The 13,268-nt window shown below is 65.9% G+C and carries 12 protein-coding genes and 1 pseudogene; 3 read left to right on the top strand and 10 right to left on the bottom strand.

Annotated features, from left to right (window positions below):
* From ABY44_RS29435 to ABY44_RS29445, 3 genes are all read right to left on the bottom strand, one after another.
* Positions 1 to 965, bottom strand: a 965-nt coding sequence (locus tag ABY44_RS29435; protein WP_431642918.1) for a glycosyltransferase, incomplete at its 3' end; no start/stop codon positions are given.
* 17 nt (positions 966 to 982) lie between these two features.
* On the bottom strand, positions 983 to 1,552 hold the full coding sequence (locus ABY44_RS29440; protein ID WP_027789745.1) for a methyltransferase family protein: 570 nt from the start codon (positions 1,550 to 1,552) through the stop codon (positions 983 to 985).
* Between the two features lie 67 nt (positions 1,553 to 1,619).
* Positions 1,620 to 2,522, bottom strand: coding sequence for an alpha/beta fold hydrolase (locus tag ABY44_RS29445; RefSeq protein ID WP_027789746.1), 903 nt, complete (start codon positions 2,520 to 2,522; stop codon positions 1,620 to 1,622).
* A 719-nt stretch (positions 2,523 to 3,241) separates the two neighbouring features.
* Here ABY44_RS29445 and betI point away from each other — a divergent pair.
* Genes betI through betA form a run of 3 tightly spaced genes read left to right on the top strand, consistent with a single transcriptional unit; the run spans position 3,242 to position 7,054 of the window.
* On the top strand, positions 3,242 to 3,826 hold the full coding sequence (betI, locus tag ABY44_RS29450) for a transcriptional regulator BetI (protein ID WP_027789747.1): 585 nt from the start codon (positions 3,242 to 3,244) through the stop codon (positions 3,824 to 3,826).
* 32 nt (positions 3,827 to 3,858) lie between these two features.
* Complete coding sequence (gene betB / locus ABY44_RS29455; protein ID WP_431642920.1) at positions 3,859 to 5,328, top strand: betaine-aldehyde dehydrogenase; 1,470 nt, start codon at positions 3,859 to 3,861, stop codon at positions 5,326 to 5,328.
* A gap of 25 nt (positions 5,329 to 5,353) precedes the next feature.
* Positions 5,354 to 7,054 carry a choline dehydrogenase gene (gene betA, locus ABY44_RS29460; RefSeq protein WP_060173710.1) on the top strand — a complete coding sequence of 567 codons (1,701 nt, stop codon included), beginning with the start codon at positions 5,354 to 5,356 and terminating at the stop codon, positions 7,052 to 7,054.
* A 79-nt stretch (positions 7,055 to 7,133) separates the two neighbouring features.
* Here betA and ABY44_RS29465 read toward each other — a convergent pair whose 3' ends face one another.
* From ABY44_RS29465 to ABY44_RS29495, 7 genes and pseudogenes are all read right to left on the bottom strand, one after another.
* Positions 7,134 to 7,724 carry a dual specificity protein phosphatase family protein gene (locus ABY44_RS29465; protein WP_060173711.1) on the bottom strand — a complete coding sequence of 197 codons (591 nt, stop codon included), beginning with the start codon at positions 7,722 to 7,724 and terminating at the stop codon, positions 7,134 to 7,136.
* A gap of 13 nt (positions 7,725 to 7,737) precedes the next feature.
* The gene (locus ABY44_RS29470) at positions 7,738 to 8,232 is read right to left on the bottom strand and encodes a hypothetical protein (protein ID WP_059525169.1); all 495 of its coding nucleotides are present in this window, start codon (positions 8,230 to 8,232) and stop codon (positions 7,738 to 7,740) included.
* The gene (locus tag ABY44_RS29475; RefSeq protein WP_060173712.1) at positions 8,229 to 9,371 is read right to left on the bottom strand and encodes an MGDG synthase family glycosyltransferase; all 1,143 of its coding nucleotides are present in this window, start codon (positions 9,369 to 9,371) and stop codon (positions 8,229 to 8,231) included. Before ABY44_RS29475 ends, ABY44_RS29470 begins: the two co-directional genes overlap by 4 nt.
* 426 nt (positions 9,372 to 9,797) lie before the next feature.
* Positions 9,798 to 10,889 (bottom strand): hypothetical protein, encoded by a 1,092-nt coding sequence (locus tag ABY44_RS29480; RefSeq protein WP_060173713.1) that lies wholly within the window; start codon positions 10,887 to 10,889, stop codon positions 9,798 to 9,800.
* 234 nt (positions 10,890 to 11,123) lie between these two features.
* Positions 11,124 to 11,631 (bottom strand): annotated as a pseudogene (locus tag ABY44_RS29485) (activator protein).
* Positions 11,632 to 11,811: 180 nt separating this feature from the next.
* A complete protein-coding gene (locus tag ABY44_RS29490; RefSeq protein ID WP_021160324.1) occupies positions 11,812 to 12,315 on the bottom strand; it encodes a hypothetical protein in 504 nt (167 codons plus the stop codon).
* Between the two features lie 121 nt (positions 12,316 to 12,436).
* Complete coding sequence (locus tag ABY44_RS29495; RefSeq protein WP_027789759.1) at positions 12,437 to 13,261, bottom strand: OmpW/AlkL family protein; 825 nt, start codon at positions 13,259 to 13,261, stop codon at positions 12,437 to 12,439.
* Positions 13,262 to 13,268: the final 7 nt, after the last annotated feature.

Below are 13,268 nucleotides of genomic sequence, written 5' to 3' on the forward strand. Positions count from 1 at the left end.
CCGATCCCGCCGTGATGCACGAGCGCGCGGCAGCGCGGCAGCAGCGTGCGCATCGGCACGAAGCGGCGCACGAGCAAACGGTCGCCGTCCGGCGCCGCATCGTGCGGCGTCAGCAGGATCCCGCGCGCGCCGGTCGCGCGCAGCGCGTCCGCCACCGCGCGCGCGTAGGCCGCGTGATCGACGCGTGTCGAACCGGCCGTGAACACGACCGGGGGCTCGCCGGCCGCGAGAAACGCATCGAGTGCCACATCGTCGTCGGGAGTCGCAATATCGTTGAACAACGGAAAACCGCTTTGCAGATGATTCGACGGCCAGTCCGGCTGCGGCAGAGCGAACCAGCCGGGAAACAGGCACAGCACGCCGTCGGTGGAATGCAGCCAGCGGCCCAGCACGCGCCGCGCGGGCGCGAGCCCGAGATCGCGGCGCACCGCGTTGAGCGCGGGGCCGCATGTGCGATCGAGCACCTGACGCTCGATCAGCGTCATCAGCGCCGCCTTCACGGGCAGCGGCCAACGCGCGGGAATCGTCAGGCGCGGGTGGGTCGGCGGCGCATGCGCGGACAGCAGCGTCGACGGCGACACCTGCACCGACACGTACGGCGTGCCGTGCAGCTCCTGCATGAAGCGCGCGGAGAACGCCCACAGCGTGCCGACGAGCACCGTGTCGCCGTCGGCCAGCGCACGCAGCGCGTCGTAGTGCGGGCGCAGCGTCGGTGCGATCACCTGCCACAGCGTGCGAAACGACGTGCGCGAATCCCACAGCGCGGGGTTCGCCATCGCGGCCTCATATTCGGCCGCGGTGCCGATCGGCACGAATTCGAACCCGCAATGGCGCACGGCCGCCTCGAACGGCGCGTGCGTGCAGAACACGACGTCGTGACCGCGCGCCGCGAGCGTGCGCGCGACGCCGAGCAGCGGATGCACGTCGCCCGCCGAGCCGATCGCGGTCACGATCATCTTCGCCATCGCGCGCCTCGCGGGGATCAGTAGAAGCCGGGAATCAGCGCCGCGACCTCGCGGCGGTACTGCGTGTATGCCGGCCCGAAATACCCGGTCAGCCAGCTTTCCTCGACGCGCACCTTGTACGCGAGCGACGCGAACACGAGCAGCACGCCGATCGCGCCGCGCCATTCGCCGCCGATCAGCGCGGCGCCGACGAGCGCGATCAGGCAGCCCGTATAGATCGGGTGACGCACGAGCGCGTACGGCCCGGTGCGCACGAGTTCATGGTCTTCCTTCAGCGTGACCGACACGCTCCAGTTCGTGCCGAGATGCAGCCGCGCCCACACCGAGAACAGCAGGCCCGCGACCAGCACCGCGAGCCCGCACTGCGCCTGCAGGCCGAAACGCTGCCAGTCGGGCACGAGTGCCTGCCACGACGGATCGGGCAGGATGATCAGCGCGCCGCCGACGATCAGCGGAATCGACTGCAGCGTGCGCGAGCGCGACGCTTCCTTGCGCACGGTCGCCTTCACGCCTTGCGAAGTGGCGATCCAGTAGGCGAGCCACGCGGCCCACGGAACGACGATGGCGATGGTCTGAACGATATTCACGGCTGGCCTGCCTCGTTGGGATGGGAATTCGGATGCGCGCTGCGTACCGGACGCACGGCGCGCGGCGTCACGACGACAGCGCGTGCATCGGCGCGGGCACGCACGCCTGCGCGGCGGCGAGCGCGATGCCGGCGGCGAGCGACGACTCGCCGCAGAAAAAGTCGAGCAGCGCCGCACGCGTGTATTCGCGCTGCGCGCGGCCTTCGATATCGAGGAAGTGGCCGGCGTCCGGCACCGTCGCGAACCGCGCGCGCGGCACGTGCGCGCCGAGCTGGCGCACGTCGGCGGGCGTCGTGTATTCGTCACGCTCGCCGTTCAGGAACAGCAGCTCGCAGCCGATGTTCGAGAACTCGCTGAGGTAGCGCTCGGGCTGCAGCGACAGGATCTGGTCGACGTGGAACGCGACCTGGTCCTGCTCGTCGCGCGGCAGGCGCGTGAGATAGCGGTAGTTGTACAGCTTCATGATGCGCGGCAGGTAGCGGCCGACGGTGTCGTTCAGCAACTGCGCGGCCTTCAGGTTCTCGCCGGCCGCGATGTGGTCGCGGGCGCGCGTCACGTAGTCGACCATCGCGTCGTTCAGGAACGGCGAGAACGAGCAGATCGCCGCGCGCCGCACGCTCGGGCAGCCGCGTGCGAGCGCGAACAGCGACGCCACGCCGCCCCACGACACCGACACGAGGTAGGCCGGCGCAAAACGCTCGACCAGGTACTGCAGGATCGCGGCTTCGTCGTCTTTCGTCAGGATGAAGCAGCCCGGGTTGTGCTGGCGCGACTGCCCCGCGTACGGCAGGTCGAAGCAGATCGTGTTCATCCGCTCGCCGAGATACTGGACGGTCTGCCCGAACGACGCGGTCGTCGCGAGCGCGCCGTTGACGAGCATCGCCGTGTCGAACGCCGGGTCGAACACGTTCCGTTCGACGTAGACCTTCAGACCATTCGGTAGCGGGACCACGTGTTTTTCGGTCAGCATCGTCGTTCTCCGGTGGATGCGGCGTCTCGACGTCGCGGCATGCTGCAGGTGCGCAATGGCTGCGCCGGTTTTCGCGCGCAATCCGAATCGCGCGATTGGCCAATGCACCGCGGCAATACCGGCGGCATCGATTCATTCCTCGTAGTGCGGCGCCATACTAATACGGACAATATTACTGACTCAAGTCATTCCAACGATACCCTCTACTCTGTCAGGAAATACAGCCGCTTCAAATTATTCCGCCATTTTTTATGCTAGGCGGAATCCTTTCGAGGGTGATCGCAATCGTTTGCGGAGCGCCGGTCGAATCCCGCCTTACCATGCGATATTCATTTAAATTCAATAACTTGAACTGTTTAATTCGCCTATTTAAAACGAATTTTCATGAATGAAACGTGACGTCGCTTCTTCAACCGGCTTCCATATTTCACCGAATATCACACAGCTCAATATTCTTTCATTCCGTAATCGCTTCGACACCCGCAACGATTAACCGGATTGATCGCCGACTTCAGAAAGCGTTTTAAACAAACTTCTGTTTTCTTAACCATCTTTCGATTATTTTTCCGCACCTGCACAACGCACGGCCGACTGCCCTTTCGTCTGCCCGGCACCCGCCGTCACCGTCAGACCCCGATTTTTTGTTGATTGAACGATCAATAAAAAACCGCTAAGCTCTCGACTTCCATGGACGGCCCGTCCGGGCGAAGGGAGTCGCGATGCCGAAAGTCGGAATGCGGGAGATTCGCCGCGCACAGTTGATCGACGCCACGCTGCGTTCGATCGACGAAGCGGGCCTGCCCGGCACGACGCTCGCGTCCGTCGCGCAGCGCGCGAACATCTCGACGGGTATCGTCAGCCACTACTTCGGCGACAAGGACGGCCTGCTCGAAGCGACGATGCGGCACGTGCTGCGCGACCTGTGGTCGGCCACCACGCGCCGCCGCGTGGCGGCACGCAAGGACCCGCGCTCGCGGCTGCGCGCGATCGTCGCCGCGAACTTCGACGACACACAGGTGAGCGCGCCCGTCATGAAGACGTGGCTCGCGTTCTGGTCGCAGAGCATGCACGACCCGATGCTCAAGCGCCTGCAGCACGTCAACACGCGGCGCCTCCATTCGAACCTGTGCGCGGAATTCGCGAAGGCGTTGCCCCGCACGCAAGCGCGCGAAGCCGCCGGCGGCCTCGCCGCGCTGATCGACGGCCTGTGGCTGCGCGGCGCACTCGCCGGCGGCCCGATCGACACCCGGGCTGCATTGAAGCTCGCCCACGATTACATCGACCTGCTGCTCGCGTCCGACTGACGCGCGACGCAGTCGCCCTCAAGGAGATCCTCATGTCCGTATTCGGTTTGCAGCGCCTCTACATCGGTGGCGGTTACGTCGACGCCACGAGCGGCAAGACTTTCGACACCTTCGATCCCGCCACCGGCGAACTGCTCGCGCAGGTGCAGCAGGCCAGCGCGGCCGACGTCGATCGCGCGGTTGCATCCGCGCAGGAAGGCCAGCGTGAATGGGCCGCGATGACCGCGATGCAGCGCTCGCGCATCCTGCGCCGCGCGGTCAACCTGCTGCGCGAGCGCAACGACGAACTCGCGGCGCTGGAAACGCGCGACACGGGCAAGCCGATCGCCGAGACGCTCGCGGTCGACATCGTCACCGGCGCGGACGTGATCGAGTACTACGCGGGCCTCGCCACCGCGATCGAAGGGCTACAGGTGCCGCTGCGCGCCGAATCGTTCGTCTACACGCGGCGCGAGCCGCTCGGCGTGTGCGCGGGCATCGGCGCATGGAACTACCCGATCCAGATCGCGTGCTGGAAGACGGCGCCCGCGCTCGCGGCCGGCAACGCGATGGTGTTCAAGCCGAGCGAAGTCACGCCGCTCACCGCGCTGAAGCTCGCGGAAATCTACACGGAAGCCGGCGTGCCGGCCGGCGTGTTCAACGTCGTGCAGGGCGACGGCTCGGTCGGCGCGCTGCTGACGGGCCATCCGGACATCGCGAAGGTGTCGTTCACCGGCGGCGTCGAGACGGGCAAGAAGGTGATGTCGCTCGCCGGCGCATCGTCGCTGAAGGAAGTGACGATGGAGCTCGGCGGCAAGTCGCCGCTGATCGTGTTCGACGATGCGGATCTCGACCGCGCGGCCGACATCGCGGTCACCGCCAACTTCTTCAGCTCGGGCCAGGTCTGCACGAACGGCACGCGCGTGTTCGTGCACCGTTCGGTCAAGGACGCGTTCACGCAGAAGGTGCTCGAACGCGTGAAGCGCATCCGCGTGGGCAAGCCGACCGACGCCGACACCAACTTCGGCCCGCTCGTCTCGGCCGCGCAGCTCGACAAGGTGCTCGGCTTCATCGAAAGCGGCAAGGCCGAAGGCGCGAAGCTGCTCGCCGGCGGCACGCGCCTGACAGACGGCCACTTCGGCGGCGGCCAGTACGTCGCGCCGACCGTGTTCGGCGATTGCCGCGACGACATGAAGATCGTCCGCGAGGAAATCTTCGGGCCGGTGATGAGCATCCTCGATTTCGAATCGGAAGACGAAGTGATCGCCCGCGCGAACGACACGCACTACGGGCTCGCAGCCGGCGTCGTGACGGAGAACCTGTCGCGCGCGCACCGCACGATCCATCGCCTCGAGGCCGGCATCTGCTGGATCAACACGTGGGGCGAATCGCCGGCCGAGATGCCGGTTGGCGGATACAAGCAATCCGGTGTCGGACGCGAGAACGGCATCACGACGCTCGAGCACTACACTCGAATCAAGTCGGTGCAGGTCGAGCTCGGCCGCTACAACCCGGTGTTTTAAGGATCACGAAAGGAGATTGACCGTCATGACGACACGCGAATACGACTACATCATCTGCGGCGCGGGTTCCGCGGGCAACGTGCTCGCAACGCGCCTGACGGAAGATCCGGACGTGACGGTGCTGCTGCTCGAAGCGGGCGGCCCCGACTACCGCTTCGACTTCCGCACGCAGATGCCGGCGGCACTCGCCTATCCGCTGCAGGGCCGCCGCTACAACTGGGCGTACGAAACCGACCCCGAGCCGCACATGGACAACCGCCGGATGGAATGCGGGCGCGGCAAGGGGCTCGGCGGCTCGTCGCTGATCAACGGGATGTGCTACATCCGCGGCAACGCGCTCGACTACGACAACTGGTCGACGCACAAGGGCCTCGATAACTGGACGTATCTCGACTGCCTGCCGTACTTCAAGAAAGCCGAGACGCGCGACGTCGGCCCGAACGACTATCACGGCGGCAGCGGCCCCGTTTCGGTCACGACCAGCAAGCCGGGTGTGAACCCGCTGTTCGAGGCGATGGTCGACGCGGGTGTGCAGGCCGGCTATCCGCGCACCGACGACCTGAACGGCTATCAGCAGGAAGGCTTCGGCCCGATGGACCGCACCGTCACGCCGAAGGGCCGCCGGGCGAGCACCGCGCGCGGTTACCTCGACCAGGCGCGTGCACGGCCGAACCTCGAGATCGTCACGCATGCGCTCGCCGATCGCATCCTGTTCGACGGCAAGCGCGCATCGGGCGTCACGTACCTGCGCGGCAACGAACGTGCGACCGCGCACGCGCGCCGCGAAGTGCTCGTGTGCAGCGGCGCGATCGCGTCCCCGCAACTGCTGCAGCGCTCGGGCGTCGGCCCAGGCGCTTGGCTGAAAGAGCTCGACATTCCCGTCGTGCTCGACCTGCCCGGCGTCGGCCAGAACCTGCAGGATCACCTGGAGATGTACATCCAGTACGAGTGCAAGGAACCCGTCTCCCTGTACCCGGCGCTGAAGTGGTGGAACCAGCCGAAGATCGGCCTCGAATGGATGCTGAACGGCACGGGCCTCGGCGCGAGCAACCACTTCGAAGCCGGTGGCTTCATCCGCACGCGCGACGACGACCTGTGGCCGAACATCCAGTACCACTTCCTGCCGGTGGCGATCAACTACAACGGCTCGAACGCGATCGAGATGCACGGCTTCCAGGCGCACGTGGGCTCGATGCGCTCGCCGAGCCGCGGCCGCGTGAAGCTGCGCTCGCGCGATCCGAACCAGCATCCGAGCATCCTGTTCAACTACATGGCCGAAGCGCTCGACTGGCGCGAGTTCCGCGATGCGATCCGCGCGACGCGTGAAATCATGCGGCAACCCGCGCTCGACCGCTATCGCGGCCGCGAGCTGAACCCGGGCGCGGACTGCAAGACCGACAAGGAACTCGACGCGTTCGTGCGGGCCCGCGCGGAAACCGCGTTCCATCCGTCGTGCTCGTGCAAGATGGGTTACGACGATATGGCGGTGGTCGATGAAGAAGGCCGCGTGCACGGGCTGGAAGGGCTGCGTGTGGTCGATGCGTCGATCATGCCGATCATCACGACCGGCAACCTCAATGCGCCGACGATCATGATCGCGGAGAAAATCGCGGACAAGATTCGTGGCAAGCAGCCGCTCGCGCGTGTCGACGTGCCTTATTTCGTCGCGAACGGGGCGATGGCGCGGAATGTCGCGAAGGCCGTGCGGCAGCCGGAGACGGTTTGACGACGGCGGCCGTGTTGCCCGGCCGCCCAAAAAGAAACGCCGCCGACGGTCCCCGTCGGCGGCGTTTTTCCTTTCCGGCTCAGCCGCTATTGACCTCCTGCCGTAACCGCTCGACATCCACGCGCTTCAGATAGTTCGTGATGTTCTGCCAGATCGGATGGAACCCGTAGCCGCCATGCTGCAGCTCGTCGAGCGCCTGCTCGCGCGTCCAGCCCTGGTACACCATCCGGTACAACGCCGACACGAGGCCGGTACGATCGGCGCCGTGCTGGCAGTGGATCAGCACCGGGCCGTCCTGGTCGGCCGTACGCAGCGCCTTCAGCGCCGCGACCATGTCTTCGTCGCGGATGTCCCAGGTGTTGATCCGGATGCGCTGCATCTTGATCTGCGTGCCGGCCAGGATGCTGTCGTCCGCGTGAAACGAACGGAAGCTGATGACCTTGCGAATGCCGAGCTTCTGCAGTTCCGGCACATCCGCGCGCGACAGCTGCGCACTGCGGTACAGCGTCGGCGTGATCCGATGCAGGTTGTTCACATGCGCATCGGTCACACCCTGCGCCCATTTGATCGGCCTCGGCCGGGCGGACACCTCGGAGGCCGGGTCCGCATGGGCCGGCTGCACGAGCCCGGCGAGCGTGACGGAAAGCACGGCAATGAAGGCGAGTTTCATGTCGGGTCGGGGATCAGTAGAACGCGCGCTTGCGCTCGCGGGAAAGAATGAACAGCACGATCGCGGCGGCGCTCATCGTCCAGTAGTCGGTCGGTGCCACGCCGAACCAATGGATATGCCACGGCACGTTGGCCGGATTGAAACGGGCGAGACCGTAGGCCGGATTCAGCACGAACCACAGGAAATCCTCGGTCAGCCAGAACACCATGATGCACGCGACGATCCGCGCTTCGATGCGCCACGACCACCGCCCGTTGAACACGGCCGGCCAGTGAAAGAACAGCGCGACGAACGGGAACACCCACGCGTGGTAGCCGGTCATCGGCCGCCCGCCCCAGAAGATGTCGAGCAGCCAGTGATGCTCGATGCGCCACGTCGGCAGGTTGGCCGCCCAGCCCGCGCTGCCTTCGATCTGGATCTCCACGTTCGCGAAGAAATACGCGAGCAACACGACCCATGCAACGACAAACAGCGTATGGCGCGTCGGCACGAAGCGCGCGCCGCTCATGCGGCAGGCTCCAGGCCCAGCACGCGATCGAGCACGAAGCGGCCGGCGAGCGGCCGGCCGAGCGGCGCGAGGCGGCGGCGCATGTCGGCGAGGCGCTCCGGCGCCTGCAGCAGCGCGCGGATCCGGTAGACGAGCGCGTCGTCGTCGATCGCCTTCAGCGCGACACCCTGTTCGAGCAGGAAATCCGCATTGCGCTCTTCCTGGCCCGGAATCGGCGAGTTGACGATCATCGGCAACTGCATCGCGAGACATTCGGACGTCGTCAGGCCGCCCGGCTTCGTGATGACGAGGTCGGCGCAGGCCATCAGGCGCTCGACCTGCTGCGTGAAGCCCTGCGGAAACAACCGGCCCGGATGTTGCGCGGCCAGTTCCTGCAACGATGCCAGCATCGCCTGGTTCTTGCCGGCCAGCGCGATCAGCTGGAAGTCGGCATCCATCCCGAGCAGGCGCGCCGCCAGCACGTCGAGCCCGCCGAGGCCCGCGCCGCCGGACATCATCAGGAAGGTCGGGCGCGCGGGATCGAGGCCGTACTCGGCCGCGCAGGCCGCGCGATCGAGAGGCTGACCGAACGCCGGCATGATCGGGATGCCGCTGACGTGCACCGTTTCAGGCGCCATGCCGCGGGCATGCATGCGCCACGCGATCTCGTCGTTGGCCGCGAAATAACCGCGCATGTTCGGCACGACCCACATGCTGTGCAGGTCGAAATCGGTGACCTGCACCCACACCGGCGTGTCGATGCGCTCCTTGCGGATCTCGCGCGACAGCAGTTCGGCCGGCAGGAAGTGCGTGCAGATGATCGCGTCGGGGCGCTGGCGTTCGATCTCCGCGAGCAGCGCCCGGCAATTGAGCCGCTCGATCGCGCGCCGGATCTTCTGCGACGGGGCGGCGGGATCGACTTCGTCCGTCTTCTGGTACAGGTAGCCCCACAGCGCCGGCTGGCTGCTGACGAGCTTGATGTAGAGATCGGTGTACAGCTTGCGGAAGCCGGTGGACACGAAATCCATCACGTCCAGGTGGGTAGCTTCGATGCCGGCGGGATGGTGGTCGGCGAATGCACGGATCGCTTCGGCCGCTCGGGTATGGCCGGCGCCGGCGCTGACGCTCAGGAGGAGGATTTTCTTGTTTTGCTTTGACATCTGACTGACCGTTTCGATGAAGGTGGTCGGAACGCGGGTTCGCGGCGGCGCTCTCACGCGGCGGCTGTTTGCGTCCGGCTTACAGCAAGCTTGGCAGATCTTCGGCGACGCGGGCGGGCAGTGACGTCGAAGCGGTCGCCGGCATCGTTTGCGGAATCATACTGCGTTCGGGCGATGGCGCCGGAATCGGGGGGCGCAGGCGGGATGGATGGTGCGGTGTGCGGTGTGCGGCCAGTGTGGACTGATGACGGCATGACGGCTCGGCGCGCTGCCGCCCGATGCCCGTTCGCGTGAGCGAACGGGGTCCGGCATGGCGCGCGAATCAGGATGCGCGTACGCAAATCGTTTGGCATCCTTGTGGATTACTTCGGAAGAGGCTTCGGAAAAGCTGGCGCGTCAGCCGGCCTTGCCCCCTTGCTCGTGGAATCAGGGCGCTACACCGGCCCGCTTCCGCATCCGCTTCCCGCGGACGATCGGATTCCATCGCGACGTCAAGCTCATTGCGCCACGCAGGCGGTCGAATGCGATGTCCTCCTTCGGCCCGAAGCGATTGACCGCCGGCCACGCGAGCACGTGATCGAGGCACGCCTGCCACTCGTCGCCATGAAAACGGCGGCCGATTTCCCGCACGGCGTCAGGCGCTGCGATCGCGATACCCGCCAGCAGGTAATAAGCCCAAAAGCTGCCCGCGCCGACGAGTCGATCCAGCCTGCATACGGATAACGCCGCGAGCACCCCGTCCACCGACGCCAGATCGGCGCGATGCGTGCGGATCGCCCGCGCAACGAGGTTGTGCTGACCGCCATACGCGGCGATGGAGGTCCCGTTGCCGGCAGCGAGCACGGCCGAGAACGTCACGAGCGCAGCCATCTCGTCGATACGCGATGCATCGTCACGTGGCCCGCACACACGCAGCACGATCGCGTCGATGACGGCGCCCGGCAAGGTCGACGTCTCTCCGCTCGCCGCCGCGATGACGGCGAGCCTGTCTCTCGGATTCTTCGCAGGCAGCGTGTCGCCCTGCGCGCCCGTCTCATGTGCGGTGCATGTGCCGGCATCCCCCCCGCTGCATTCGAGACCGCCGGCAATCCGCTCGAGTGCGGCCCAGCCGACATCGGGATCGTCGAATGCGCACGCATCGATCACGCCGTGCGCGGTGTCGAACGCGGCACGCGACCCGGGGCAGCAGCGTTCGGCTTCGGCGAGTTGCCGTATCGAAGGCACATGCGAGCATGCGCCGCGCGGGTCGGTCAGGTCGCATGCACAGGCGCTGCCGTCCGATGCGATCCACGGTACGAGCCCGTGAAGCGCGGCCGTTGCGTCACGAGACAGATTCGCGCCTGTCCGCATGCGTATCGCCTGCGACGCGGCGACGGTCGTGTCGCCGGCGTCGGCCGCCATCGCTACGCAAGCGGCAGCGTCGAGATGTTCGATCAGGTACTGCAGCCACGCGGCCGTGCGCAGCCGGTCAGGCGTCGCGCCGCGCGCATCTCCATACTTTGCTGGATCGGTAAGCATGGGTCTTCCGGGATAGTTCTGGCCAATTTGGAATAGTGGTAATTCAGTCGAATCGGATGGCGCGGTACGCCGTACCGACCCTGCAACGCCACACGCATCGGATCGCGATACGTGCGGCCAGCCTGTCGTCACGCTGATACGGAAGACGGCTCGAGCGCATCGACGAAGCGGCAACCCGCGCACATCCCGCACGGCCTTCGTGCAAGGCGAGTTCCCCGCATCGATGCCCGACGCTTACTGCACGTGGAACTTCGGCGACGTCGCGAGCCAGCACGTTCACCGTGCAATCCGGCGTCAGCACGGCGTTGTTGAGCGTCACGCGCGAGTCCGGATCACTCCACGCCGTCGTGACCTTGCTCGGTCCACAAGTACCGAGTACCCGCATGTCCAGCTTCACGTTGTTGATCGACACTTGCGTCGTGCTGTCCACGTTTCCCGTCCATGGCGCCGCACTGCTCGCGCTACCGGTGAACAACACGCACAATGTGCCGCCGGTGAACTGGGTCGACGTGATGTTGACGATGCCGGTCGGCGTGACGGTGCCGTTGACCGTCGTCGTACAGTTGATCGGACTGAACGCGCCCTTCTGGAGCGATGTGAGCCCCGACGCGGAAAACGGTTCGCCATTGGGATTCATCGGCAGGCCGTCCACGCGCGAAACGGTCACTGCAAAAGCAGGCGCGGCCGAACCCGCGGTGAATGCCACTGCAGCAACAAGCGATGCAATTTGACGAATGTTCATCTGTACGGCCTCTCTCTTGATATATGGCGGCCTTACACGAGAATCGCGACCGCTCTGTCGAATGAATCCGGCCGTCGCGCCGATGCGCACGACGGCACGAACCCTTCGAATCCGCAAATACCCGCCGCACCTGTCGCACGACCCTCGCGCGCGGCGGGTACCCGCTTCGATCCGCGACGCTTACTGCACGTGGAACTTCGGCGACGTCAGCACCGTACCGCCCACCGTGCAATCCGGCGTCAGCGTGGCGTTATTGAACGTCAGCGAAGAGTTCGTATCGCTCCACGTCGTGACAACCTTGCTCGGCCCGCAGGTGCCGAGCAGCGTGACGTTCACCTTCACGTTGTTGATCGACAATTGCGTCGTGCTGTCGGCCTGCCCCGTCCACGGCGACGTGCTGCTCGCGCTGCCGTTGATCAGCGAGCATGTCGCGCCGCCCGAGAACGTCGTCGACGTGATGTTGACGATGCCGGTCGACGTGATCGTGCCGTTGAACGTCGCGGTACAGCCTGCGCTGATCGCGCCCTTGCTGAGGTTCGTGAGCCCGGTCGCCGAGAACGGCTCGCCATTCGGGTTCATCGGCTGACCATCAGCCCGCGAAACGGTGACTGCGAAAGCAGGCGCGGCGGAAACCGCGGTGAAAGCCACTGCAGCAACAAGCGATACGATTTTGCGAATGCTCATTTGAACTGCCCCCTCTTTTCACAAATGGCGGCACGCCGCCAGGAACTCGACCGCCCGGCCGGATCGTTCCGGCCCGACGGTCGCAGGAAGCCGCCGGTGCGCGTCATGCGCGCCGGACGGCTCAGAACTTGTAGGAAATCCCGACGAACGTGATCAGCGGATCCGCCTTCAACCGTGTGCGCGTGGTGGCGAGCGTCGAACCGTCGGCCGCCTTGATCACGAGCGACGAGTAGGTCTTCAGCGGCATGTACGTCAGCGTCGCCGTCAGCCCCCAGTGCTTGTCGATCGCGTAGCTCGCGCCCACGTTGTAGACCGGCGTGAACGACGACGACGCCTTGCCCTCGACCGACGTCGGCCCCGGCTTGCCGGCGCCCGCCGCGAGCACGCTGCCGAGGTTTTCGTTGATGTCCTTCGCAAAGTTGCCGTTCAGTTCGATGTTGCTGAACCAGCTGTAGGCCACGCCGATCCCGACGAACGGGCGGAACTTCGCCGTCGGCGAATTGAAGTAGTACTGCAGAATGATCGTCGGGCTCCACTGCCTTGCGTTCTTCACGGCCGGCTGGTTGGCCGGGTTGTCCATGTTGACGCTGCCCAGCGCGCCGGACGGGCCCGGCGGCTTGATCGTGCCGTGCCCGGTCAGCGTGAACTCGGGCGGCACGCCGAGCACCGACGTCACCGCGATGTGGTCGGTAAAGAAGTGCGTGAGCGTCAGGCCGACCGTATCGGCGTTGTTGACGGTCAGGCTCGTGCCGGGCGACGTGAACGACCCGGGCAGGCGCAGCGGCCCGTTGATCGGCATGCCGGCGAGATTCGTCGTGAGCCCGTTGGTCGAATCCTGCGGCATGATGTGCAACCAGCCCAGCGTCGCGACGTTGTCGCCCGCCTGCTGGGCCGATGCGAGCGTCGATATGCCTGCGACGACACCCGCGACAATCAGCTTCTTCATGAAGTCT

The organism is Burkholderia sp. ZZQ-2 (assembly GCF_050768715.1).
Classification (GTDB): Bacteria; Pseudomonadota; Gammaproteobacteria; order Burkholderiales; family Burkholderiaceae; genus Burkholderia; species Burkholderia cepacia.

What these genes read in the sequence shown, in the direction of transcription:
- ABY44_RS29445 (WP_027789746.1), bottom strand. Translation starts at nt 2,522, where the DNA reads ATGCTGACCGAAAAACACGTGGTCCCGCTACCGAATGGTCTGAAGGTC.
- betI (WP_027789747.1), top strand. Translation starts at nt 3,242, where the DNA reads ATGCCGAAAGTCGGAATGCGGGAGATTCGCCGCGCACAGTTGATCGAC.
- betB (WP_431642920.1), top strand. Translation starts at nt 3,859, where the DNA reads ATGTCCGTATTCGGTTTGCAGCGCCTCTACATCGGTGGCGGTTACGTC.
- betA (WP_060173710.1), top strand. Translation starts at nt 5,354, where the DNA reads ATGACGACACGCGAATACGACTACATCATCTGCGGCGCGGGTTCCGCG.
- ABY44_RS29465 (WP_060173711.1), bottom strand. Translation starts at nt 7,724, where the DNA reads ATGAAACTCGCCTTCATTGCCGTGCTTTCCGTCACGCTCGCCGGGCTC.
- ABY44_RS29470 (WP_059525169.1), bottom strand. Translation starts at nt 8,232, where the DNA reads ATGAGCGGCGCGCGCTTCGTGCCGACGCGCCATACGCTGTTTGTCGTT.
- ABY44_RS29475 (WP_060173712.1), bottom strand. Translation starts at nt 9,371, where the DNA reads ATGTCAAAGCAAAACAAGAAAATCCTCCTCCTGAGCGTCAGCGCCGGC.
- ABY44_RS29480 (WP_060173713.1), bottom strand. Translation starts at nt 10,889, where the DNA reads ATGCTTACCGATCCAGCAAAGTATGGAGATGCGCGCGGCGCGACGCCT.
- ABY44_RS29490 (WP_021160324.1), bottom strand. Translation starts at nt 12,315, where the DNA reads ATGAGCATTCGCAAAATCGTATCGCTTGTTGCTGCAGTGGCTTTCACC.
- ABY44_RS29495 (WP_027789759.1), bottom strand. Translation starts at nt 13,261, where the DNA reads ATGAAGAAGCTGATTGTCGCGGGTGTCGTCGCAGGCATATCGACGCTC.